At 56.4% G+C, this 23,323-nt stretch carries 20 protein-coding genes; 10 read left to right on the forward strand and 10 right to left on the reverse strand.

Annotated features, from left to right (window positions below; genetic code table 11):
* Positions 1–49 precede the first annotated feature (49 nt).
* On the forward strand, positions 50–3,982 hold the full coding sequence (locus tag AB1500_08200) for a S8 family serine peptidase (protein MEW6183142.1): 3,933 nt from the start codon (positions 50–52) through the stop codon (positions 3,980–3,982).
* A gap of 160 nt (positions 3,983–4,142) precedes the next feature.
* On the opposite strand, the gene AB1500_08205 is transcribed toward AB1500_08200, so the two are convergent.
* Together AB1500_08205 and AB1500_08210 are read right to left on the reverse strand one after the other, a co-directional pair.
* Entirely contained in the window at positions 4,143–5,198 is a 1,056-nt protein-coding gene (locus AB1500_08205; GenBank protein MEW6183143.1) for a hypothetical protein, read from the reverse strand.
* Positions 5,199–5,202: 4 nt separating this feature from the next.
* Positions 5,203–5,802 carry a sigma-70 family RNA polymerase sigma factor gene (locus AB1500_08210; protein MEW6183144.1) on the reverse strand — a complete coding sequence of 200 codons (600 nt, stop codon included), beginning with the start codon at positions 5,800–5,802 and terminating at the stop codon, positions 5,203–5,205.
* 147 nt (positions 5,803–5,949) lie between these two features.
* On the opposite strand from AB1500_08210, the gene AB1500_08215 reads away from it, so the two are divergent.
* The 7 genes from AB1500_08215 (at position 5,950) to AB1500_08245 (ending at position 14,038) form a co-directional block, all read left to right on the forward strand.
* Positions 5,950–6,816, forward strand: a complete 867-nt coding sequence (locus AB1500_08215) for a glycosyltransferase family 2 protein (GenBank protein MEW6183145.1) — start codon at positions 5,950–5,952, stop codon at positions 6,814–6,816.
* Positions 6,806–7,198: a DUF2304 domain-containing protein gene (locus AB1500_08220; GenBank protein MEW6183146.1), complete on the forward strand. Its 393-nt coding sequence runs from the start codon at positions 6,806–6,808 to the stop codon at positions 7,196–7,198. The genes AB1500_08215 and AB1500_08220 overlap by 11 nt, the downstream gene beginning before the upstream one ends.
* A gap of 197 nt (positions 7,199–7,395) precedes the next feature.
* On the forward strand, positions 7,396–8,667 hold the full coding sequence (locus tag AB1500_08225; protein ID MEW6183147.1) for a glycosyltransferase family 39 protein: 1,272 nt from the start codon (positions 7,396–7,398) through the stop codon (positions 8,665–8,667).
* A gap of 63 nt (positions 8,668–8,730) precedes the next feature.
* Positions 8,731–10,194 (forward strand): IMP dehydrogenase, encoded by a 1,464-nt coding sequence (gene guaB / locus AB1500_08230; GenBank protein MEW6183148.1) that lies wholly within the window; start codon positions 8,731–8,733, stop codon positions 10,192–10,194.
* A gap of 64 nt (positions 10,195–10,258) precedes the next feature.
* Positions 10,259–11,695: a phage-shock protein gene (locus AB1500_08235; GenBank protein ID MEW6183149.1), complete on the forward strand. Its 1,437-nt coding sequence runs from the start codon at positions 10,259–10,261 to the stop codon at positions 11,693–11,695.
* Positions 11,696–11,893: 198 nt separating this feature from the next.
* Positions 11,894–12,583, forward strand: coding sequence for a response regulator transcription factor (locus AB1500_08240; protein ID MEW6183150.1), 690 nt, complete (start codon positions 11,894–11,896; stop codon positions 12,581–12,583).
* A gap of 39 nt (positions 12,584–12,622) precedes the next feature.
* Positions 12,623–14,038, forward strand: coding sequence for an ATP-binding protein (locus AB1500_08245; protein MEW6183151.1), 1,416 nt, complete (start codon positions 12,623–12,625; stop codon positions 14,036–14,038).
* Positions 14,039–14,280: 242 nt separating this feature from the next.
* Here AB1500_08245 and AB1500_08250 read toward each other — a convergent pair whose 3' ends face one another.
* Genes AB1500_08250 through AB1500_08260 form a run of 3 tightly spaced genes read right to left on the reverse strand, consistent with a single transcriptional unit; the run spans position 14,281 to position 16,784 of the window.
* Positions 14,281–16,092 carry a ferrous iron transporter B gene (locus AB1500_08250; GenBank protein MEW6183152.1) on the reverse strand — a complete coding sequence of 604 codons (1,812 nt, stop codon included), beginning with the start codon at positions 16,090–16,092 and terminating at the stop codon, positions 14,281–14,283.
* Complete coding sequence (locus AB1500_08255; protein ID MEW6183153.1) at positions 16,092–16,331, reverse strand: FeoA domain-containing protein; 240 nt, start codon at positions 16,329–16,331, stop codon at positions 16,092–16,094. The genes AB1500_08250 and AB1500_08255 overlap by 1 nt, the downstream gene beginning before the upstream one ends.
* Positions 16,332–16,334: 3 nt before the next feature.
* Complete coding sequence (locus AB1500_08260) at positions 16,335–16,784, reverse strand: transcriptional repressor (protein MEW6183154.1); 450 nt, start codon at positions 16,782–16,784, stop codon at positions 16,335–16,337.
* 258 nt (positions 16,785–17,042) lie between these two features.
* On the opposite strand from AB1500_08260, the gene AB1500_08265 reads away from it, so the two are divergent.
* Positions 17,043–17,567: an iron dependent repressor, metal binding and dimerization domain protein gene (locus tag AB1500_08265; GenBank protein ID MEW6183155.1), complete on the forward strand. Its 525-nt coding sequence runs from the start codon at positions 17,043–17,045 to the stop codon at positions 17,565–17,567.
* A 69-nt stretch (positions 17,568–17,636) separates the two neighbouring features.
* Here AB1500_08265 and AB1500_08270 read toward each other — a convergent pair whose 3' ends face one another.
* The 5 genes from AB1500_08270 to AB1500_08290 all read right to left on the reverse strand — a co-directional run bounded on the left by AB1500_08270 (position 17,637) and on the right by AB1500_08290 (position 21,648).
* On the reverse strand, positions 17,637–18,032 hold the full coding sequence (locus AB1500_08270) for a TMEM165/GDT1 family protein (protein ID MEW6183156.1): 396 nt from the start codon (positions 18,030–18,032) through the stop codon (positions 17,637–17,639).
* Positions 18,033–18,075: 43 nt separating this feature from the next.
* The gene (locus AB1500_08275) at positions 18,076–18,396 is read right to left on the reverse strand and encodes a TMEM165/GDT1 family protein (GenBank protein ID MEW6183157.1); all 321 of its coding nucleotides are present in this window, start codon (positions 18,394–18,396) and stop codon (positions 18,076–18,078) included.
* Between the two features lie 252 nt (positions 18,397–18,648).
* Positions 18,649–19,260 carry a YIP1 family protein gene (locus AB1500_08280; GenBank protein ID MEW6183158.1) on the reverse strand — a complete coding sequence of 204 codons (612 nt, stop codon included), beginning with the start codon at positions 19,258–19,260 and terminating at the stop codon, positions 18,649–18,651.
* Positions 19,261–19,365: 105 nt separating this feature from the next.
* Entirely contained in the window at positions 19,366–20,535 is a 1,170-nt protein-coding gene (locus AB1500_08285) for a S8 family peptidase (protein MEW6183159.1), read from the reverse strand.
* 714 nt (positions 20,536–21,249) lie between these two features.
* On the reverse strand, positions 21,250–21,648 hold the full coding sequence (locus tag AB1500_08290; GenBank protein ID MEW6183160.1) for a hypothetical protein: 399 nt from the start codon (positions 21,646–21,648) through the stop codon (positions 21,250–21,252).
* Between the two features lie 409 nt (positions 21,649–22,057).
* Between AB1500_08290 and AB1500_08295 the strand changes: the two genes are divergently transcribed.
* The gene (locus AB1500_08295; protein ID MEW6183161.1) at positions 22,058–23,170 is read left to right on the forward strand and encodes a copper amine oxidase N-terminal domain-containing protein; all 1,113 of its coding nucleotides are present in this window, start codon (positions 22,058–22,060) and stop codon (positions 23,168–23,170) included.
* The last annotated feature ends 153 nt before the right edge of the window (positions 23,171–23,323 follow it).

A 23,323-nucleotide genomic window follows, 5' to 3' on the forward strand; every position in this document is an offset into this window, starting at 1 on the left:
TAACTGGTTTAACCGCTAACATATTAACTAAACCTTAAGTGAGGTATAAATGCGGCGGTTTTTATTTTTGTCAGCCCTTTTTGTGATCTGTTCGGCCGGGATCTGGTGGACGGTATCCGGGTCGGGCCCGGGACCTGCCGGAGAGAACGCCGGGAGCTATAGCTCCGGGGTTTATCTCGCCGATTCGAATGCCATACCCCGGTTGAGACGCATTCCCGGGGTGCAGGTGGGGGAGGCGGTTTCGCGGGACCGGGTACTGGTCCGTGTGCGCCGTCCGGTTTCGCTCCCGCGCGGAATAGAGTTCAAGCCGTATGTGGTTCCGGACGTTCCCCCGGAAATAAAAGATGCTCCCGCCCGGAAAACACTACTTTTGAATGTCGTCCTCTTCTCTCAAGAAGACAAAAAACATATCGCGAAGGTCGTTTATGCCGCCGGCGGTACGGTCATAAAGGGTGCCGGGGAGGAAGGGACGACACTGCGCGTGAGTCTTCCCGCGGTGTCGGTTGAGAAGCTCTTGCACGAGACGGCGGTCTTGACAGTCGAGGCTTACGAACCGCCGCATTTCCTTTCCGACCGGGCGGCGGCGGTTACCGGAACGGCGCCGTCGCTTGTTCCCGGATTTATAACACCGCAGGGCCTGTCCGGTTTGGGGCAGATAGTGGGGGTGGCAGACAGCGGCCTTGACCGAGGAAACCTGGATGACCTTCACCCCGATTTCAAAAGCACCCCGGGAAAGATGCCGAAGGTGGTCATGCTGCGGTCCTGGTCCGGGGGGAGCACCGCCGACACCAGCGGACACGGCACGCACGTTTCCGGGATTGTTGCGGGAACCGGGGCGGCTTCGGGTGGGGATTACCGCGGTGTTGCCCCGGAGGCCAGCATCTACTTTCAAGCGATCACCAACGCCGACGGTGAGCCGGACCCGCCGGCGGACTTAGTTTCGCTGTTCAAACCCGCTTACAACGCCGGGGTGCGCGTACACGTCGACGGCTGGGGCGGCGGATCAAACGGCTATTCATCCGCCTCATCGCAGATCGACCGTTTTTGCTATTACAACCCCGACTTCCTGCCCGTTTTCGGCGCGGGTAACGGCGGCCCGGCCGGGAAAACCCTTACAAGCGAAGCTAACAGTAAAAACGCCCTGGTCGTCGGAGCGAGCGAGAACCCGCGGCCCCTCCTGGGGTATACCGATCCCGATGCGGTGGCCCGCATTTCCGGTCGGGGGCCGGCGGGGGACGGGCGGATGAAGCCCGATCTGGTGGCGCCGGGGGTAGGGGTGATCGCCCCGGCTTCGCGCAGTGCGGCGTCCAACCCTTCCGGTAACAATACTTACATGCGCCAGGACGGTACGAGCATGTCCGCGGCGGTGGGCGGCGGGGCCGCGGTGCTGCTGCGTGAGTACCTGCGCGGGAAAGAAGGTTATACCACGCCGCCGGCGGCGCTTCTCAAAGCGCTTTTAATCAACGGCGCGCGGCCTCTTGAAGGGTCGGCGGGCGGCGGTTTCGGCATCCTGGATTTCGCCGGTACGGTCATTGCTTTAAGGGAACACACATTCCGGTTTGCTTCCGAAGAACCGGGAGCAGGGGAGGGGGAGCGAATCGGATACGAAGTGACGGTGCGGGATGACGACACGCCCCTGAAAGTGACCCTTTGCTGGACTGATCCGACGGCTCTCGCCGGGGCGTCGCCGGCTTTGGTCAACGACCTCGACCTGGTGGTGGAGGGGCCGGACGGCAGCCGTTACCTGGGGAACGACTTTGCGAAACGGGGCCTGCCGGACCGGCTGAATAACGTGGAGCAGGTCAGCATACAACGCCCCACACCGGGCCGGTACAAAATATTCGTGACCGGTGTTAAGGTAAGCCGAGGGACGATGTCCGACGGGCATATCCGGCAGCCTTTCGCTCTTGTTTACGGACAGCCGCTTAAACACGAGGTAGTGGTTACTATTGCGGACAATACGGTGAAACTTGCGAATGGCGGAACAATACAGACGCCGCAAACGGCGGCGGCTGTTTTAGACGGTAAAGCGATTACACCCGCGCAGCAGGCGATTATCCCGGGCGCGGACCTGTATCTTTGCCCCGACGGAAACAAGGCTTATGTAGTAAGCCAAAGACAATGTCTGTCGCCGGCACGTTTCCTTGAAACGGAGTCCGGAGTCGTAGCGACAAAGGAAACGCCGGCCATTCAAGACGGGGGGTATCTCGTCCGGACGCCATACGTGACCGTACAGAGGAAAAACTTGCCCGCAGAGTCGATACCGCCGGGAGTCAGGGCTGTTTTGAAGATCAACCCGTCGACTCAGGAGGCGTGGGAGGCCGAAGCCGACTGGGTGGAGAAGGATGGATTCCTGGCGATTTTGAATGCGAGCCGTATTTCGCTTATCGGCGGGGAAAGCTATCCGCTTGAACCGGGGTACTCCATAGCCCGTGAAACCGACCCGGTGGGGCTCGACGCGCTGGACCAGGTTTTCGGCCCGCCCACTGTGACCGCAGATATTCCTCCCGGGATTCCGCTCAAGCTCCACCTGGACCCGCAGACTCAGAATGTGCTACATATAGCGGTGCGCCAGAAAGTAATTTCCGGCTTTGTGGAAAAAGTGGCGGATGATAAACTGACTCTGGTCGACGGCCGGACGTATACGTTTTTCCCCGGGGCGCGTGTTTTTCGGGGAACCACCGAGGAATCCCCGGACCGGCTGGCGACCGGGGAACACATCACGGGAAACGTTCTGGATGACCGGAAAGGGTTGCTCCAGGTCCGGGTCGATACGGGGATTATATACGGGCAGATGCTTTATTCCGGTGCAGGAGGGGAAACGCTTAACGTTCAGGACAGCACCGGGAATTACCGGACCTTGCTGATCGCTCCGGGGGCCTGCTTTTATAAAGGCGCTGTTAATCTCGGATCGACCATACTCGGCTCCGGTCAGTGGTTGCGTGTGACCATGGATTCGCAGGGACGGGTGGCGCGCGTAGATGTCGGTGAAGCGACGGGGCAGATGGAAGGCACGGTACAAAGCTGCCAGCCCGAACGCGGGCTGATAGTAATTAACGATGATAATTACCGTGTCAGTGCGGGGAGCATCATTACCAAAGACGGTTATCCCGTCGATCTGGAGTACATCCGGGCCGGCGAAAAGGTATCGCTCACTTTCTGGAAAGAAGATGGTGCGGTTCCTGTCGCTCTGGCGATTAAATCGCGAAATACAGAGCAGGCGCCGGCCTTGGAGGTTTCCCCGCCGGTCTCCGGGAAGCCGCTGACCGGTCGGACCGGGGGAACGCAGCTTTACCTCTACCGGACGGATGGACGCTTGCCGGTGGAAATAGGGCCCACTGGCGAATTTTCCTGCCCGATTGACTGGACAAATCAGGAACCGGTGCGTCTGGTCGCGGCAGACGCCCGCACAGGCGGGGTCAGCGGTCTGTGGGTAGAACCGCGCAGCGCGAAGGTGTTTAGCGATATCGGCGGGCACTGGGCGGAAAAAGAGGTATCGGCGCTGGCCGCCGACGGCCTCCTTGCCGGTTATCCCGACGGAAGTTTTAAACCTGACAGGATATTTACCAGGGTGGAGTTTGCGGCGCTGTTATCGCGTTTTTCGAAGGAAAGCGTTCCGGCAGGCCCCGTGCCCCGTGATACGCCGCTCTGGGCGCGTGAAGCCGTTCAGGATGTGGTTTACAACAGGCTGCTGCCGCTTTTCCCCGACGGAAGCTTCCGGCCGTCGCTACCGGTGGACAGAGCGACGGTGGCGGTGGCTCTCGATTCACTCCTTAGCGGCAGCATTAAGCCCGTCGATACGCCGCCGTACCGGGATTGGGCGACGGTGCCTTCACGGGCCAGGGAAGCGGTGGCCGGGCTCTATGCCCGCGGTTTGATGCGCGGGCGGTCGAACGGCCTTTTTGCTCCGCTGGCGCCTCTAACCAGGGCCGAGGCGGCGGTTGTTTTTTGCCGTTCAAAAAACCTTAACCCAGAATCTTAGCCCGGCCGCCATAGAGTGACCCTCATTAGAAAGGTGACTATCCAACCGCGTTGTTGTTTCAGCTAATAGTGCCCGATAACGGGAAGCCTGAAGCCTGAATAAAAAAAGGAACCGGTGAGGTTCCTTTCTGTATCTTGTGGCAAAAGGGGGGAGTCTTTCATTAAGGGATTTCCACAAGCCAGAGTGTTACCGTTCTCTTGCCGGTGGCTGCTTCCAACCGGGACAGGTATTTCTCCAGCCCGTCGATTTCAGCGTCTATTTTAGCCGTGCCTTCAGGGTCCGCGTTCCGGCTGGCAATAAGGTCCAGGTACTGCGTTTGGGCATTGTTGAAGTCATTCGTAATGTCACGCTGTTCGTCCTGCCGGCTGGTTATCATCCCCAGCCCCCCAAGGGCTGTTACAAGGTCTTCGGCTTTTTCAGGTGGTGCGATAAACTGATACATCTCCGTACGTTTTTGTCCGTCACTGCTGTTGGCGACCGAGATCCCGCCGCTGGCGTCAAACCCGCGGGCCGCCGAAAGCGCTTCCGCCCTGGCTCCCGCCAGATTCTTGACCTCTACTCGCAACACCGTGCTCGACAGAATCCGTGTCTCGCTCAAGAACACGCGGGGTGAACGCGCGGCAGCGATCTCAACGGTGTTGTCACTATGCTTGGGCGGCTGCGTTTCCTGACCGTCCGCCGCCGGTTGAGTTTCTGATCCCGGGTTATCGCCTGTCGGCTGCGCCTGCGTTGTGTGTTCCGGTGAAACCGTGTTATTCCCCGGTTGGTAACCCGGCGTTTCTGTTGCTGTAACGGGGTTCGACGGCGGCTTTGTACCCTGGGTGGTTCCCGGCTGCACAACCGGCGGCTTTGGATTTCCCGCAACCATCGGCGGCTGAGTAACCCCGGCGAAACGAATGATCCCAAAAGCGCTTCCCGCCATCATTATGACTGTAGCCGCCGCTACCGCAAGCCGCTTCCAGGAGGAAACCCAGCCGAAACGGCCGCGGCTTTCCATTCTGCCTTCCGCGGCAATCCGCGCCATCACGCCGGCTGAGAAATGCGCCGGCGCCTGTGGGGCTTCCAATGACCGAAGGCTTTTGCTCAACCGCTGTAACAATGCAAATTCCTGCCTGCAGCCGCTGCACGCCTGAAGGTGTGCGGCAACATCCGGCTTTATGTCTTCCGGCCGGTCGATCAGCAACATTAAATTCTTTTTTACCTTATTACACCGCATAATATCACCTAACTTTTATCCCGGGCAGGTCGAGCCCCTTTTTACTGGCTAACTGGCTGACAGATTTCTTTAGTGCCTCACGAGCCCTGCTTAACCGGGATTTAACCGTGCCCGGCGCCACGCCGAGCGAGACGGCTATTTCTTCGTAACTCAGCGCTTCCATTTCTCGCAGAACCAGCACCGCTTGATGCTCCCGCGCCAGTGTGGATAATCCTTCCCGAATCAGATTGCGAAACTCTGATTCTTCCACCATCTCTTCCGGTTGTTGGCCTCTGTCCGCCACCTGGCGGGTGAGAGGTCCTTCTTCGGTCGATACCGGGTCGTCGAGGGAGAGTTCGTTGTGATTCCGCTGCCGGAAACTGATACAAAGGTTCACAGCGATCTTATGAAGGTAGGTCCCGAAATCAGCCTCCAAGCGGAACTTTCCTAACGCCCGGTACGCCCTGACAAAGGCTTCTTGTGCCAGATCCTGTGCGTCGGCGTAGTTACCCGACATCCGGTAACAGAGCCCGTAAACGCGGTCCTGGTACATCAAGACCAGCTGTTCGAACGCCTCACTGTCGCCGTCTTGCGCCTTAGTGACCAGCGCCTTTACGTCAACCAAAGGAGCATCCTCCTCTGGGTCCGGTTGGCCCGGACACCTATTAGACCCCGGGAAAGAGAAAAAAGTTCCGTGCCGCCTTAAAATCGAGTCCGGTTACACCCGTAGTTTATCATTCACCGGTGATTTCGCACAAGAAGATAAGGTTGCATGCAGCGCTTCAAAAAGGGAAAGCGCAATATGCGGCAGGGATTTTTCATGCTGCAGCGAATCCTGAAGAAAAGAGACTCTATCGCCCGCAGACAAAGAAAATTGCCGAAAGGTGTCTTCGGAGTTATTAATAGTATTGGGGTGTCACAAATTACCAGGGTATTGGTCATTATTCCGGCGTATAATGAGGCTTCAACGGTCGGAAACGTGGTGGCTCAGGCAAAGGCCGCTTTGCCCGGAGGGGAAGTTCTGGTGGTGAACGACGGGTCCGTCGACGGCACCGCTTCCGTGGCCCGGGCGGCCGGCGCGAGGGTGCTGACGCTTCCGTTCAACCTCGGCATCGGCGGGGCGGTTCAGGGCGGTTACCGTTACGCTCTCCGGTACGGGTACGATGTCGCCGTGCAGATAGACGCCGACGGGCAGCACGACCCCGCAGATCTTCCGAAACTTATCGGGCCGGTTGAATCTGGTCAAGCCGATCTTGTGGTAGGGTCACGGTTCGTGGCGTCAAACGGCTATAAGGCGCCATACGCCCGGCGTGCGGGAATGATAATCCTCTCGTGGGCGGTATCGCTTTTAACCGGGCGTCGGTTCCGGGACACCACATCCGGCTACAGGTCCGCGGGCCGGCGTGCGATCGCCGCATTCGCCGCACATTATCCGGCGGATTACCCGGAGCCGGAAAGCCTGGTGGCAGCCAGGCGGCTGGGTTTTAAGGTGATCGAGGTACCGGTGGGGATGCGGCCCCGCCAGGCGGGGTTTTCTTCGATTACTCCGTGGCGCGCGGTTTATTACATAATTAAGGTGTTGCTGGCCGTCTTTGTCAGCGCCTTCCGCAGGAAGGAGGGGGCGCCCTATGAGTGGTAGCGGCGCGGTTTACCTCTTCACCGTGGGTGTGAGCGCCGCATTGCTTTATTTGATACTGGACCTGATAAGGCGCCGCCACCTCAAGGAAAAGTACGCGCTTCTGTGGCTGGCAACTGCCATGGTGCTCCTGATTTTTGCGGCGAACCGCAGTCTGGTGGAGGTACTGGCTCAGGTCCTGGGGATATACTACGCGCCTTCCGCCCTTTTCCTGCTGGGTTTTCTCTTTTTATTGGCGCTTAATCTACAGTATTCCGTGGCGCTTTCGCGTCAGAGTGAGCGGGTGGTGCGCCTTGCCCAGGAGGTCGCGCTTTTGCGACAGCAGTTGGAGGAGCTGTCCGCAGGAGGCGCCGGACACTGTCATCTCAAAAACCAGGACCGGTAACGACCATTATTGCATAGAACAGCGTAAACTCTGAGAAACCTTCAATCAAGGAAAGGAAGATCCCTCCGGAGAAGACCGCCTTTCCCAAAGGAGATGCGATTCCTTGGGTAAAAAACCGTCATCTGAACCAGTCGCATGGGAGACGAAGCCCCCGGTCCTGCCGCGGACAACAACGGGCGGGGCCGATCGGGACTGAATTGGCTGCGGCGGGAGCCTGCCCGGCGCGCGCCTCCCGGTTGAACGTCGCTGTTCCGGTGTTGGTGTTTATGGCGGCGTTTGCGGTGCGGGCGGCATTTATCCATCACTGGGGCGACACGTTGACCCTGCAGAGCGACGACCTGGGTTACATCGAGAGCGGCAGACGCCTTGCTGTCGACCACGTCTTTTCGTACTGGCGCCCTAAACTTTCCCCTGAACCGGCCCTCGGGCCGACGGCCTATATCACCCCGGGATACCCGCTTTTCCTTGCCTTTTTCTTCCGGATGTTCGGTGACGCCGGCAGCCATGCACTGGCGGCGGCGCGGTACGCCCAGGCGATTATCTCCGCGGGCGGTGTTTGTCTCGTTTATTATCTCGGCGAGCATTTCAGCGGGCGGTGGGCGGGAGCCGGCGCGGCGTTGCTTTGCGCCTTTTATCCTCCTCTTATCTTGTTAAGCGGGCTCTTGCTTACCGAGACGCTTTTCACATTTTGTCTGCTTGTGTTCACTCTGATCTGGTTGAAGGTGCAGCCGGCGAACCGCCGTGGTTATGCGCTGTTGGGGGTAATCGCAGGGCTGGCGGTCCTTCTCCGTCCCACCGGCGCCGTCCTGGTGATGCTTGCTTTATGTTTTTTAGGCTGGCGATTTCTTACCGCTTCCGGGAGATCCGTACGGGCGCCGTTTCTTGCCGCCGTCGTGCTCCTAGGTTTCTTTTGCCTTACCGTGTCACCTTGGTGGGTACGCAACGCCGTCGTCTTCCACCGTTTCATCCCGCTTTCCGAGGGAGGCGGAAACCCCCTGCTGCTGGGGACTTACGTTAACCTTGAGGGAATCAGGTACGGCTGGAGCAATGATTGGCCGGTGGGGAAGGACCCCATGGAAACGAGCCGGCTGCAGACCGCCCTTGCCCTGGAGCGTCTTGAAACCGGCTTTGCAGAGGATTTCAGGCGTTATTTGGATTGGTACACTCGGGCGAAGTTTAAGCTGCTCTGGTTCAGGACGTTTTTGTGGGGTGCGGAACAAAAGTTACCGCCGGTTTTTACCCAGTACCTTCACTATGTCATCCTGTCGGCGGGGTTATTTGGCCTGGTCTACGGTCTCGCACGCCGATTGCCGGGCGCCGGGCGTATTTTCGGTATTCTTGCGGCCTATACAGCGGTGCACCTTGTCACGTACGCCCACTGCCGTTACGCGCTTCCCCTGCTGCCGCTCCTCGCGGTCTTTGCGCCGGCAGCTTTTACGTACAGGCTGCGCGGCCGTTATTACAAATAAGGGAGAACTTTTTTATAACAGGGGCCTGTGCTATAATAGACTGCATACAAAGGGGGAGATAGGATGTATCCGGAAAAGTTCAGCCGACAGGGGCTTACGTTCGATGATGTTTTGCTGACTCCGGCAGCTTCGGCGGTTTTGCCGCGGGATGTGGATACAGCCACCTGGTTGACTGAGAAAATCAGACTGAGCATACCGCTGGTCGGTTCCGCAATGGACACCGTGACCGAATCCCGGCTGGCGATCGCCCTGGCCCGGGAGGGCGGCATCGGTGTAATCCATAAGAATATGACCATGGAACAGCAGGCCCTCGAGGTTGACCGGGTCAAACGGTCCGAGCACGGCGTTATTACCGATCCGATCTTCCTCGCGCCGGAGAATACCGTCCAAGAGGCTATGGCCATGATGGGGAGGTACCGTATTTCCGGGGTGCCGATTACGGAAAAAGGGAAGTTGGTGGGGATAATCACCAACCGGGATATACGTTTCGAGACCGATTTTGAACAGCCGATTAAAAACGTTATGACCAAAGACAACCTCATCACGGCACCGGTGGGCACGACGCTGGAAAAGGCGAAGGAGATACTGCGCCGGTACAAGATAGAGAAGCTGCCGCTGGTGGACAAGAATATGAGGCTGCGCGGTCTCATTACCATTAAGGACCTTGAGAAGCTGCACAAGCATCCCAACGCTGCAAAGGATGACCAGGGCCGGCTGCTCGCCGCGGCGGCGGTAGGGGTAACCGCAGGTTTCCTGGAAAGGGTCGAGGTCCTGGTGGCGGCGAAGGTGGACGTCCTGGTGGTGGATACGGCGCACGGTCACCAGCGAGACGTCGTGGAAGCCGTCCGGGAGATGAAAAAGCTTTACCCCGACATGGACCTGTTGGCGGGAAACGTGGCGACCGCCGCAGGTGCGCGGGCGCTTTTTGAGGCCGGGGCGAATGCCGTCAAGGTCGGGATGGGCCCCGGGTCGATATGCACCACGCGGGTCATTGCCGGCATCGGAGTACCGCAGATCACCGCTGTTTACGATTGCGCCGAGGAAGCCAAACGCTTCGGGCGGCGTATCGTCGCCGACGGCGGGATCAAGTTCTCCGGTGATATCGCCAAGGCTATAGCCGCGGGCGCGGATACCGTGATGCTTGGAAGCCTCTTCGCCGGAACCGAGGAAAGCCCTGGAGACATCGAAATCTATCAAGGACGGAGTTATAAGGTTTACCGCGGTATGGGTTCCCTGGGGGCGATGCGCGAGGGCGGAGCAGAACGTTACTTCCAGGATCACGGTCCAAAGCTGGTGCCCGAGGGGGTTGAGGGCAGGGTACCCTACAAGGGGCCGCTTGCCGAGACCGTTTTTCAACTGATTGGCGGTCTGCGGGCCGGGATGGGTTACTGCGGCTGCCGGACCATAGAAGAGTTAAAGGAAAAGACCCGTTTTATCAGGATAACCCCTGCGGGGTTGATCGAAAGCCACCCGCACAATGTGGCCATCACCAAGGAGGCCCCCAACTACACCGCTAACAGAGGTTAGACAATTGGATTACCGGTACAATTTGGCAATAAATTTCCTCCCACAGGCAGGAGGAATTTTTTTTTTGCGGAATTCTAATGTTAAATACTTCCATCAAATGAATCTTAAGGAAGGTGGTTTTGTGAACGGCAGGCTCTATTCCCTGACCGATGTTTTAAAAAGAACACTCTATTTCTTTGAAGCTCTTTCGGTGAAAGAGGTTGCTCCATATGTCCGGCGGAAGATGCTACGGGATCTTTCACTCCGCGAAGTGGAGGAAAAGGTTGAGCTGTGCCTTAAACAACACACTTGTTTTAACCTGGATAATAAGAACCAATGGCATTTGAATACCGAGGGGTTTCGCGGCAATGATGCGTTTTATCATCTGCTTTTAAAACGCCAGCAGCCGCTGAGCATGTGGGAGTTAAGGCGGGAGGAGAAGGGTAAGAAGAATAAAGCCAAGAAGGTGATAACCGAAGCGGCCAACCTCATTTCCGACGGGCGTTTTGTCCAGTTGGACACCGGGATGTGGGGTCTTACGGAGTGGGACCTTGACGCCGGGCAGTACCCCTTGAAATACCTTGTATTAAAGATTCTGCGGGCACACCCCGCCGGTCTTTCCTTGAACCAAATCGTTGAGGCATTGAACCTCTGGCGGCCGATTGCGATACAAGCAGTGGAAGGGGTGCTTCGCCGCTTCCCCTTTTTCGAGCAGCAGGGAGAGACCTGGTCTTACAGCGCTACCGCGCAGACGGCTTACGACGCCGTAATGCGGCGTTTTCTCGGGCTGCTTCGGGAGCAGAAACAACGACACGGCGCGGAACGCACGGCCTGGCAGAAGAAGTTTCTTGCCCAAAGAATCCAGTTGAACGAAATAATCGCCGCCCAGCAGCAGACCGCAGCCGCCCTGGCCGCGCACGCCCACTACCGGGATGAATGCGACCGCATCAACACGCAGCTTTCGGAGAAGGAACTGTTGTTGACCCTCAGGAAGCGGGAGCTTGTGTATTACCGGGAGCAAATGAAGAAAATCGAGAACAAGGCACAGAGCATTTTACACCAGTGCCGGCTCTGGGTCGGCCGGGCGCGGGAAAGCGAAAAAGAGATCGCGAACTATGAAGGCGTTGTCCAGGAGTTGAAAGGCATCATTTCCGGGCTCGAGGCGGAGCTTGGCCGGGAGCGTGATAAGGAACGCGAGGCGAGGGCAAAACTTGCGGAAACCCGGGAGCAGTACGGAACGCAGGTGGCCCGTCTGCAGCGGGAGGTCATCGACATGAAGCAGAAGCTCGAACAGTGCGCGATACGCACCACGGAAAACGAGAGGCGTCTTCTTTCGGAGAACGCGCGCCTTTCCAACGAGTTGCAGAAAACCACCAACGCCGGACAGGAACTGGAACGTGACTATCGGTTCCTGCACCAGGAGCTCAACCGGTTGAGGGAGGAACACCGTCAACTTGAGCGTAGGCTCAGGAACCCGTTGGTCCGTCTGGTGACCAGGATAAGCTGGTTTCTCGCGAAATAAATCACGACGAAATCCCTGTTCCGCGGCGCTTTAACGGCGCCGTTTTTTTTCGGCCCGAAAAAGCTTCTTTAAAACGACCGGGAGCTCTGTTATTGTTTGTATAGGTAAATCGTCGCGAATCGGGACGGCAAACCTATAACAAGTACCCGGTGAATAACGCCGAAGGCGACGATCGTTCCTTACGGGAGGGAAGCCGATATGACCAGAGACCCCCGGCCGCGGGTATTGCTCGTGGACGATGAGCCGAGAATAAGGGAGCTGCTGCGCAAATACCTTCTCGCGGAAGGGTTCGAGGTGGGAGAGGCCGCGGACGGTGAAACGGCGCTGACTGAGGCCGCCGCCGGCGAGTGGGACCTGATCGTTCTCGACCTGATGCTGCCGGGGAGGGATGGTTGGGATGTCTGCCGCCAGATGCGCAAAACCCTGGATGTACCGGTGATCATGCTCACAGCAAGGAGCGATGAGATGGACCGGGTCCTCGGGCTGGAGCTCGGCGCTGATGATTATATCGTCAAACCCTTCAGCCCGCGGGAGGTAATAGCGCGGATTAAGGCGGTTTTGCGGCGGTCAAGGAAATATCCCGAAGCGGAAAAACAGCTTGTCTTGGGAAAGGTTATAATCGATCCGGCGGCGCGGACGGTTACAGTCGGGACGGAGCCGGTTCCGCTTACGCCGAAGGAGTTCGACCTCCTGTTTGCGCTTGGGAAGGCGCCGGGCCGGGCCTTCCGGCGCGAGGAGCTTTTAACGTTGATATGGGGCTACGATTTTTACGGGGATTCCCGGACCGTAGACACTCACATAACCCGTCTGAGGGAGAAGCTCGGGCGGGCGGGCGCGTCTCCGTTAATCACAACGGTGTGGGGCGTCGGATATAAGATTGAAAAGTGAGACGGGCAAGTATATTGCCTTGAGAAAGACAGGCCGAAAATGCGCAGCATAGCGGGTAAACTCTGGGTGGCGATGGTGCTTCTGGTAGCTCTGGTCCTTGGAATCCTTGGATTGTTCCAGACCAGGGCTATCGAGGCGGGTTATTACCATTATGAGGCACAGCGGATGACTTCGGAAGCCGAGGGGTTGGCGGACCTTATATCGAATGGGGCTTCACCGCAGACAATGGGCGAAAGGACCGCCTTTTTGAGTCAGGTGCTCCGGGCGAACGTGCTGATCGTCGATCTGGAAGGTCGGGTACTGACCTGGCGCGGTATGGGCGGGCGGTGGCAGATCTATCAAGGGATGCCGGTAACCGGGGACGACGTGGAAGCCGTTCTGGCCGGTCAGACGGTTACGCGGCGTGGGGCTCACCCGTTTTTCACGGGTGTGAGCCTGTTGTGGGTCGGGGTCCCGATACGTTCCGGGGGACAGGTCCAGGGTGGCGTTTTCGTTTATGCCCCGCTCGATCCCTTGACGGCAAGGGCCCGCGGTCTCGAGTTCACCTTGCTGGCGGCGCTTTTTGGGGGGATGGCGCTGGCCGGTCTTCTGAGCTACTTTGTCGCCAGAAATTTCACCCGCCGACTGGTGGCCATGGAGAAAGTGGCGCGGGCGATGGCCGGGGGTGACTATGCGGCGCGGCTGGCGGTTAAAGGCGAGGACGAGGTCGCCCAACTGGGCGGTTCGTTGAACAGGCTTGCCGCCGAACTGGAGGAAAGGGTGGCGGTGCTCGAGAGAGTAGACCAGACAAGGCGCGATTTTGTAGCCGCGGTTTCCCACGAGTTACGGACGCCGCTTAGTATAATACAGGGTTATACCGAAGCCATCATGGACGGAATGGTGGCGGGTGAAGAGCAGAAGGAGTATCTCAACGCCATAAAGGAAGAAGGAGAGAGGCTCCGTCGTCTTACCGAAGAACTCCTGGACCTGCGGAAGATGGAAACCGGGACCATCAGCATCAGTCGGGAAGCGGTTCAGCTGGAAGAAGTGGTGGCGCGGGCCGCGGCCAGGTTCCGGCCCAGGGCGGCGGCAGCGGGGGTGGTTTTCGAGGTTGAAGCGGGCGCGCTTCCTCCGGTCAACGGTGATCCGGACCGCCTGGAGCAGGTTGTGGTAAACCTCCTGGATAACGCCTTTAGGTTCACACCGTCCGGCGGGACCGTGGCCCTTATCGCCGGTAAGGGTTCCGAAGGAATTGAGTTGAGCGTCCGGGATACCGGTCCGGGCATTTCTCCCGAGGACCTGCCGTACATCTGGGAAAGGTTCTACCGTGTGGACCGCGCGCGGACGCGGGGAACAGGCGGTAGCGGGTTGGGGCTGGCGATCGTCCGGCAGATAGTCGAACTCCACGGCGGGGCGGTGGAGGTTCAAAGCAGACCGGGGGAAGGAAGCACCTTTACGGTGAGGCTTCCTTTATAACGTTCAAGGTTCAAAGTTCAAGGTGCAAGGTTAAATGTCAGTAGGAAGTAGTCAGTAGGTAATAGGTAATAGGTAATAGGTAATAGGTAATAGACAGAATTATAGAATTCAGAATATAGAGCCCGAGACTCGCGAGTTAATTCTTTTCGACACCCGATCACACTAAGGACTTTCGACCGAGGACCGAGGACTTGGCCTGCGACTCGTAACTCGTAACTTGTTGCCAGGCGGTAAGAGTCGCGTCAGAACTCGTCGGCGATCCCGGAGGTTTTTGCGCGTCTGCCGCCAAATACGATAAGACCGCTGATGACGGCTAAAACACCTATCCATAACAGCATACCGTACCGGTGCATGGCGAGGTTGGAGAAAACCCCCGCGAGGACGGCCGTCAAACACATAAGGCCGGTGCTTTTCAGCATGTCCCGCACGCCGAGTCCCCTGAGCAGGACGGCGAAAGTGGCCATGCACGGGAAGTATACGGCCAGGATCGTACACGCCGTCACGAGTTGTTCCGGGGAAAGATTCAGGGGGGCCAGGAGGCCGAACGCCACATCCTTCCGCACGAAACCAAGGAAAAGAGCGATGGAGGCTTCTCCCGGAAGGCCGAACAGGAAACGGAATAACGGTCCTAAGGCGCGTGCCACTATAGGGATAACACCGGAGTAGAAAGCCAGGTTCATTACCAGCACCCCTGCCAGTACCAGGGGGATCGCTTCCTTGAGAAAAAGGCCGACCCGGAGATAAAGCTTCTGGGACAGGTTCTTCAGGTCGGGAAGGCGATAGGGCGGTATCTCCATCAGCAGGGACGGGGTGGAACCTTCAAGCTGGCGGTTTAAGGTGAGGCCGAGGATGAGCCATACGCTGAAAAGGGTCAGGAAGATGTGGGCAAGGTAAAGGAACCCGTAACGGCCGACCAAGGCGACGATCATTGCGGTTTTGGAAAAGCACGGTATTGCGATGACCATAAGGGTACTGGCGATGAATTTCTGGCGCCGGCTTTCCAGGTTGCCGATGGCGAGGGCGGCGGGAACGTTGCAGCCGAAACCCAGGATCATCGGGATAATGGCGTAACCGTGCAGACCGACCCGGTGCATAAGCCTGTCCAGGACAACCGCCAGGCGCGGCAGGTAACCGAAATCTTCGAGCACCCCCAGAACCGCGTAAAACGCGATGATATACGGCAGGACCATCGCCAGGGAGACGTACAGACCAGTCGTCAGGAGGCCGAAAGACTGTACGAAATCTATCTTATCGTTGATTAGCTGGCCGATTAACATGTGGTGGAGGAATCCATAACCGCCCAGGATGACGCTCAGTTTGTCGAGAAGAGGAGCGTACAACCCTTCGAAAACCGGGTCGAAGACATGATCTATCAGCCCTTCGCCTATGAAGTGGATCGCCTTGAAGGCGCAAAGGAGCACCACCGCCGTGATTAAGAGGCCCGACAGCGGCATCACGCTTAAGTCTTCGAGGGTTTCGAGCAGGGTATGGTGGCGGTGAGTGACCTGCTGCACCTTTCGGACTATATGACCGACGGCGGCGTAACGTTCGTCCACCGTCTGCCAGCCTGCAAGTCCGGTACGGGCTTCATGCAGCCGGGAAACGAGCTGTTTCATCCCCTGGCCCCGGATGGCGGCGGTTGTCACCACCGGTACTCCCAGGATCTCCTCAAGCTGTCCGGGGTCGATGATCAACCCCTTGTGCTGGGCTTCATCCCAGAGATTGAGCGCTACGATCAACGGCCTCTGCAGTTCCAGAAGCTCCAGAGTGAGGTACAGGTTACGTTCGAGGTTGGTGGCGTCGACAACGTTGATTATGACGTCGCCTTGCGGCAGCATGGCCGCGGCGACCTCTTCCGCTTTTCGCGTCGGCTCCAGGGAGTAGGTGCCGGGAACATCGATAATTTCGATTTTCCGGCCGTTGAGGTTAAGGAACCCCCTGGTATAAGCCACGGTTGTGCCCGGGTAGTTCGACGATTCTACCAGGGTTCCCGTAAGGTCCGAGAAGAAAACGCTTTTACCGACATTCGGATTACCGACCAGTAGGACACGCATTAAGACCCCTCTAGGATAACCTTTTTCGCCAAGCCGAACCCGAGCGCGACCTGGGTTTGCTCGACGTTTACCACAACCGGCCCGTGAAGCGGCATCTCGCTGACTTTAAGAATCTCCTTGCCGGGAATGATGCCGAGGGCGTTGAGCCGCTTCGCCGCCTGGACACCGCCGGTGATTTGGAGCACCCGGCCCCGGGTTCCCTTCTTCATCTCCGTGAGTGTGTAACGAATGGTTGACATTAACTATTCTTCACTGCCTCTCTCATTGCGCGTCTGGCTGCATTCGTGGCACAGCCCGGTTATCTTCTGCGAAAAACCGGCGGTGCTGAACTGGTAGCGTTTTCGCAGTTCACCGTCGAGATCTAACAGCAACTCGGCGGCGAATTCAATCACCCGGTTGCAGCTTGCGCACACCAGGTGGTGGTGCGTTTCAAAACCCTGCTCGTAGTAACCTTTGTTTTCCCCGAGGTCGAGTTTTCGCAGCAGGTTTGACGAAACAAGAAGGTCAAGAGCGCGGTAGACGGAGGCGCGGGAAACTTTATCACCGCGGGCTCTGAGGCTGTCGAAGAGTTCGTCGGCCGTGAAATGGTCGTGAAAACCCAGGATGGCCTTGAGAACCGCTTTTCGTTCGTTGGTTAATTTGCCGCCGCGCGTCGCCAAAAAGTCGCGAAAGCTTTCCAGTTTAGGGGGCATGCCTTTCCTCCGCCAAGAGGATTAATTGAGACTGAGACTAAGTCTTAATCTCAGCAAACAGATTATATTCCGAGAAAGGGTGTGTGTCAAGAGTTTATCAACAAGAATATTAATGTACCGCCTTGAAAGTATTTTTCGCAATCTGCCCTGAGGCCTGTCTTCCGTCGCGAATATCAGATGGCTGCATGGCTATAAGGCCGGTAATAAATATGTACCGGCCTCTATACATTTTATAGGGATAAGCAGCGGACCGAAAACATGTTGCTTCTCAGTAAAAGACCGCTCGTTGCCCGTAAGGCGGCCTCGGCTGAAGGGACGCTTTGCGAGGGGGGGATTGCCTTGTTGTCGCCGAGTCTTGAGGACTATCTGGAAGAAATCTATCGTATAAGCGCAAGGGGCGAAACCGTGCGGGTGACGGACATCGCCGCCTGCCTCGGCGTCCGGCTCCCGTCGGTGACAAGGGCCTTACAGAAGCTGGCCGCGGATGGGTACATCAGGTACCGTCCTTATAAAGATATAAAACTGACCGAAAAAGGAGAATGTCTGGGCAGTTTCCTGGTGGAAAGGAACCGTATTATACAGGGATTTTTGAGCCTGATCGGTTCAAAGTGCGACGTTGTCGCCGAGGCGGAGGCCATCGAGCATTATCTTTCCTTGCCTACGCTTACGGCAATCATCAAATTTGTACAGTTTACCGAACTATACCCGACATGGCTTGAGCGGTATAACCTGTTTTGCGCCGAAGAAGAAACGAAGGACCGGGTCACATTGACCCCGGTCTAAGAGACTGTTGCTTGGGGAGGTCGGATACAGGGTAGAGTTCCTTAAGAACATACAGGTTTCTTTCCGGCGTTAAAGGTTTTTTGCGGTACTCTCCCAAGAATCCGGTCCAGGCGCGGCCACGGTTTTGCCGAAAGGCATCTCTTCAGTTTGTTTCGCACCCGCAAGACCCGTTCTTTCAAGGACTTTGAAGTGCCGGGTAAGGCTTATCACCCCGATAAGCAGAAAAACCAATCCGGTGCCGCGGTTGATGGCCGCCGGGCTTATATAACGCGCCAGCGTCGTGCCGACAGTTACTTCTACGATTACGCAGAGGGTAAGGGCGATCGCACTTGCCGCAAATATAAGCCAGCGTTTCGCCGGGTTGTTGCTCGTAATCAGAAGCACCGCCATCTGGGTCTTGTCGCCCAACTCGCACAGTACTATCAGGATGTAGGTGGTCAACCAGGTAAGGAGTTTTATGCTCATAACGATTCTCCCCGCTGTGGTTAAAGGTTCCAATTGGAAGAGGTCAAACCTTCTGATTCAACTGGATGTTGCCGATTATGCCGGAGACCAGAAGGGCCCCCAGCATCAAAAACGCTATGCCGGAAATCAGTCTGATGGTGGAAGGTTGAATAAAACGGGCCATTATTTCCGACCCGATAACCACCTCCAAAAAAGTGGTGCAGATCAGCGCCATGGCCGAACCGAGTCCCACCCAGAGGACGTAGGCGGGCTTCGCCCCGGCCAGCAGCAGGGTGGTGATCTGGGTTTTATCTCCCATCTCAGACAAAAAGACGACACCCATCGCGGAAAGGAACAGGCGCCGATTTAACCCGCGTATCTGCATAATTCCGGGTATTCCTCCTTTCGTAACGACGTGTAAAAGAATCCGGGACGGTATCCGCCCCTCAAGGGCGTGCCCGAAACGCGTCTTCTGTTAGTTGAGACTAACAACCTTGTGCTTCATGCTATGTGCGGGGTTTGCTCCGCGTTACAGTCTAAAATATGGGAGAAGGGTCAGGCCGGATTGCAGGGGTAAGGGTTCGAAGCAGAGGATGTGAGGGGGAAAAACCGTGCCGGGTGGGGCGGTTGGAGATGTTTACCTGATAAATACGGCCATTATTGCGGCCATCGGGACCAGCGAAACAACGACGATTGAGAAACACAGCGCCGGGTTGATTCCGTGAATCCGTCGTAGGGCGATTACGGAAGCAGCCAACATCCAGGCGATGGGTATTACAAAAACCCTGAGGTTTTCAACCCACGCCGGCCACGGCACCTGATGAACGCCTTTAAAAAACAATATGGGCGCTATGAAAGCCTCCGGCAGCCAGGTCAAAAAAATCCACGGGGTTAGAATAGTGAAATTCTGCGACGCAAAGGTGGCGTCAAAACTCCCCTTTCCTCCGGCGGCCTTAGCCAGGAGATATACCAATCCGGAGTACGACAGCATACCGGCGAAACCGATCGGGATGGTGGTGAAGGTTTGTACCAGGTACCACTTTTCGAGCGGGATGGTCAGGAAGGGTTTTGCCACCGGCAGGTGGTTAAGTAGGTAGTATACGAGCGCGACGATGGAATACGCGAAATAAAATACCAACGAAAACCAGAAACCGGCCCACACTCCCCGGGGGTCCCCGGCGATTTCCTCGGACGCCTCCTTCGGATGCGCAATAAACCTGATTAAGTACGAAGCCGTTTTCCTAAACACGTTTTTTCCCAACCCCAACAATTATTATATATAAAAAAAGCCGGAGTAATAGTTGATTATTACTCCGGCTGGTTATGGATGCGTTTGAAGATTAACGGTTAAGTTTTACTGCACCGCGTTAAAGGCGTTGATTCGGCCGTTGGGACACCAGTCTACCGCGTCGCAGGTGGACTCGATGCGCCACCGCACCAGGTTGTTGTCGGCGCCGTAACCTGTTGCCCAGAGAAGCGCCGCGAGGCCGGAAACGTGAGGCGTGGCCATCGACGTGCCGCTCAGCGAGCCGTAATTGAGCTTGCGTAAGGTCGACTTATGATTGGGCAGGGTGGAGAAGATGCTCACACCCGGCGCGGCAACATCCACCCAGTCGCCGTATGAGGAAAAACTTGCTTTGGCGTCGTTCTGGTCGGAGGCCGCGACGGCGATGCAAACGTCGTAACGGGCGGGATACAGCGGGTCGGAAGTGCCGCTGTTGCCGGCCGCCGCGCATATCACCGCACCTTTACCCCAGGCGTATTTGACCGCGTCTTCAAGCGTCGTAGACGGCGCTGCGCTGCCGAGGCTCATGTTGATCACCTTCGCGCCGTTGTCCGCCGCCCAGGTGATGCCGCCGGCGATCCAACTGTTGTAACCGCTGCCGTTATCGCCCAGGACCTTGCCGTTCATGATTACGCAGTGATAACCCGTACCGGCGACACCGATGCCGTTGTTGGTAACGGCGGCGGCGATCCCGGCTACGTGGGTGCCGTGCCCGTACTTGTCGTCAAAAGTTTTGCTCCGGGTGAAGTTTTTATTGGCTGTAATCTTACCCGCAAGGTCCGGGTGGTTCTGGTCGACGCCGGTGTCAAGGACGGCGATCTTTACCGCCGCGCTTCCGGTGGTTACGTCCCAAGCCCCGGGGGCCTGGATCTTGCTCATGCCCCACTGCTGATTAAAGTAAGGATCGTTGGGAACGGCGAGGGCTTCCGCCACATAATCCGGTTCGGCATACTCTACGGCGGTTTCGTCTCTATAAGCCTTGACCTTTTCGAGTGCCTTGCCCGCGGGCACCTTTACCACCTGTACGCTTAGGGCGGCAATCTCATCAATCGACTGGCCGCCGTGCCTGGCGTGAACCTTTTGTTTTATGCTGTCGCTCGTACCCGGTTTGAATTTGACGAGGATCTGGTCGGCGGCGAAATCCGGGTCCTTCGCTTTGCCCGACGCCATGAGCGGCACGGTAAACACAATGAGGCCCAATATTATGAAAAGAGCGAGACAAAGACGTTTCAACTTCATTCAATACATACCTCCAAAAAATATTGACCACTTGCGTTTACAACTCCACATGATTGAAACTCCGAGCTGATCCCCTGTATCTTTTATACTTGGCTTCTTCCGGCTGGATACCGTCCGTTCGTGGTTGACCGGGAACGTAACTTCTTATCTCATCGTCGGGTCCAGCACTCACAAGGTGTTAACGCCGCTGGTTGACGCCTCCTTTCTCAGAATAAGTTAATACTTTAATGTCCGGCGCTTCTGCCGGCATAATCACCTTGACAGATAACTTTGCTAAAAAGGGTATCATTAATAAGTACAAAAGGGTAAACAGTTTTCGGGCTTATCGGCAGCCTGAAAGGGCGGCTTTTTTAAGCACTGATAAAATAAACTCTTCGATTTAAAACAGCATTTTCCTTCTTGAATAACGGGGATTATAGGAAGTATCCGCAACAAGTGAAAAGGCGGGTCGGAAACCGTGAAAGCAGGCGGGGAGTCCGCCGTCAGGGATAATCCTCTGCCAACGAGACTCGTTCTCACTGATGAACCATGACGGTGTCTAACTCGATAATCGATAACGACCCCGCACAATCTTATTATCAGGTTGCGTAGAAAAAACATGATTTCCCTGCTTACTGATAAAAAAACCCTGAGATTTGCTCCCCAGGGGTTTTAAAACAGCTGATTACGCAATTAGAAATACCATGAATTCTCTGCTCTGCTGAGATTTAAAACCTAGTTTGAGGGCGGGTGGCAACCCGCGCAATTTTCTTGGGCGTGACCCGTAGGTAAATTTGCTCCATGGCAGCCAATACAGTCATCCCCAAAAGTTGTGTGATCCGCAGGTTGTTTGGCTGGACCGGCCGGTGCCGGTTCTTCCTCGTCCGGTTCCTCCTTGGCCGCATTATCCGCCGCCGGATTATTTGCCGCAGGCTCCTCTGCCGCTGGTTTATCTTCAGCCGGCTTGTCCTCCGCCGGTTTCTCCGCCGGTTGTTCTTTGGCCGCCGGTTCCGCTGCCGGCTGTTCCGCCTGAGGCTTGGACGTCGGCTCAGTTTTTTTACCGCCGCAACCGGTCAAGAACAATCCCGCGGCTAAAAGCACTACAATGATAAGTAACCATTTGGTTCCGCGCATTCGTTCACCTCCCTGTTGTGTTTTATTTGTCCTGATTATATTACTAAAAATCGACGAAGGCAAAGCACGAAAGAGCACGATTTGCAAAGAAAAATAACCGTGCAAAGAAAAATAGGATGAAATAAGGGGAATCATGGGGAAAGCAGGGGTGGGAAAGTGGAGAAGCTGCTTTTTAAAGAGCAGCTTCAGGCGCTGTCAGGAGAAGTATAAAGCCGGGCTTTCGGGATAACGGAAACCTTCTTGCACCGGAAACGCGGTTCTTCTTCGTCGTTAAAAACACCAAATTTGGGAGGTAATTGCAGGAGAACCAGTGTGGTATCGCGAATAATTCCGATAGCGTCTATGCCGGCGGGGGGTAGTAAGGACCGCGCATGGTTCGTACAAAATACAGGTAAGGAGTATGCATCGTATGAAAAAGAATTGTTTCGCGCTTGCTGTCGGGTTACTGCTTCTGGTTCTTTTCCCTTTGACCGCCGCCGCGGGGCAGAATGATGTAAAGCTGAGCATCAACAACCAGTTAATTTATGTCGACGTTAACCCTGTGATCAGCCAGGGACGGACCCTGGTGCCTTTGCGGGGCATTTTTGAAGGAATGGGCGCCGCTGTCGAGTGGGACGCCGCTACGAAGACCATAACGGCGACTAAGGGCGATGTTGTAATGAAGCTGGTGATAAACAACACCACCGCCGTGGTCAACGGAACTCCGGTTAAACTGGACGTTCCGGCGAAGATCGTGAACGGCAGGACCATGGTCCCCGTGAGGTTTATTTCCGAAAGCCTGGGCGCTCAGGTCGACTGGGATAGTGCGACGAAAATCATCGCCATCCGGGATGCAACCGTTCAACCCGTGAATTACGAGGCGCTCTACGACGCTATGAAAGGCTCGCGAAACTCCCGGTGCCAGTTCGATTTCGACGAACATATCACCTTCAACGGACAATCCGGGGATATGAGGCTAACGGGCAGCGCGGAGGTTTACGGAAGCGACATGCACTTTGACGGTAATCTGTCGATGAACATCCTGACCGTGAATAAGACTTCAAAGATAGAGACCGTGCTAAAAGACGGTACCATTTACACCAGGATGGACGATCAACCCTGGGTCACTGCGGAAATGCCCTTGACACAAGAAGAGTGGACCGAAATGTCGGTTTCGGAGGACGCTTTTACGGCGCTGATACGGAGCGTCCCTGTGAAACAGGAGGAGGGCGTGCTTAACGGAGAACCGGTGACCGTATATACCATATACACCGGGAAGGCGGAACTGACACAGCTATTCAACAACATGTACGGCGGAGACCTTAACGACCTTCTGGAGTCACTGGGCGGAGACTCGTCGGTTTCGGATCTTAACTATCTGATAACCTGTTACGTTAATGAAAAGGACCAGTTGGTTAAAGAGGACTTCCGGTTAAATATTTCTATGATGGTTTCTGGTGTTCAAATGAGTGTGCAGGGCACCGGCGGCGCGACATTCTCGGATTTCGGCGAGGCGTTCGACATAACCGCTCCGGTCCTATAGCCGCAAAATAATCTGCATTGGGAGGGGCTATTGACCCCCAAGGAACAGGTCCTTTTCGGCCGGGTATTTTAGATATGGCCCCCCTGAGTACCGACTGTTTGGATGCGGTTAAAACAGTTACTGTGGTAAGGTGGTGAACCGTGAGGAGAACGG

The sequence above is a fragment of the Bacillota bacterium genome (assembly GCA_040755295.1).
Taxonomy (GTDB): domain Bacteria; phylum Bacillota; class Desulfotomaculia; order Desulfotomaculales; family Ammonificaceae; genus SURF-55.

Excerpts from the sequence above, each read along its gene's own strand:
- AB1500_08200 (MEW6183142.1), top strand. The coding sequence starts at position 50 with ATGCGGCGGTTTTTATTTTTGTCAGCCCTTTTTGTGATCTGTTCGGCC.
- AB1500_08205 (MEW6183143.1), bottom strand. The coding sequence starts at position 5,198 with ATGCGGTGTAATAAGGTAAAAAAGAATTTAATGTTGCTGATCGACCGG.
- AB1500_08215 (MEW6183145.1), top strand. The coding sequence starts at position 5,950 with ATGCAGCGCTTCAAAAAGGGAAAGCGCAATATGCGGCAGGGATTTTTC.
- AB1500_08220 (MEW6183146.1), top strand. The coding sequence starts at position 6,806 with ATGAGTGGTAGCGGCGCGGTTTACCTCTTCACCGTGGGTGTGAGCGCC.
- guaB (MEW6183148.1), top strand. The coding sequence starts at position 8,731 with ATGTATCCGGAAAAGTTCAGCCGACAGGGGCTTACGTTCGATGATGTT.
- AB1500_08240 (MEW6183150.1), top strand. The coding sequence starts at position 11,894 with ATGACCAGAGACCCCCGGCCGCGGGTATTGCTCGTGGACGATGAGCCG.
- AB1500_08245 (MEW6183151.1), top strand. The coding sequence starts at position 12,623 with ATGCGCAGCATAGCGGGTAAACTCTGGGTGGCGATGGTGCTTCTGGTA.
- AB1500_08250 (MEW6183152.1), bottom strand. The coding sequence starts at position 16,092 with ATGCGTGTCCTACTGGTCGGTAATCCGAATGTCGGTAAAAGCGTTTTC.
- AB1500_08255 (MEW6183153.1), bottom strand. The coding sequence starts at position 16,331 with ATGTCAACCATTCGTTACACACTCACGGAGATGAAGAAGGGAACCCGG.
- AB1500_08260 (MEW6183154.1), bottom strand. The coding sequence starts at position 16,784 with ATGCCCCCTAAACTGGAAAGCTTTCGCGACTTTTTGGCGACGCGCGGC.
- AB1500_08265 (MEW6183155.1), top strand. The coding sequence starts at position 17,043 with ATGTTGCTTCTCAGTAAAAGACCGCTCGTTGCCCGTAAGGCGGCCTCG.
- AB1500_08270 (MEW6183156.1), bottom strand. The coding sequence starts at position 18,032 with ATGAGCATAAAACTCCTTACCTGGTTGACCACCTACATCCTGATAGTA.
- AB1500_08275 (MEW6183157.1), bottom strand. The coding sequence starts at position 18,396 with ATGCAGATACGCGGGTTAAATCGGCGCCTGTTCCTTTCCGCGATGGGT.
- AB1500_08285 (MEW6183159.1), bottom strand. The coding sequence starts at position 20,535 with ATGAAGTTGAAACGTCTTTGTCTCGCTCTTTTCATAATATTGGGCCTC.
- AB1500_08290 (MEW6183160.1), bottom strand. The coding sequence starts at position 21,648 with ATGCGCGGAACCAAATGGTTACTTATCATTGTAGTGCTTTTAGCCGCG.
- AB1500_08295 (MEW6183161.1), top strand. The coding sequence starts at position 22,058 with ATGAAAAAGAATTGTTTCGCGCTTGCTGTCGGGTTACTGCTTCTGGTT.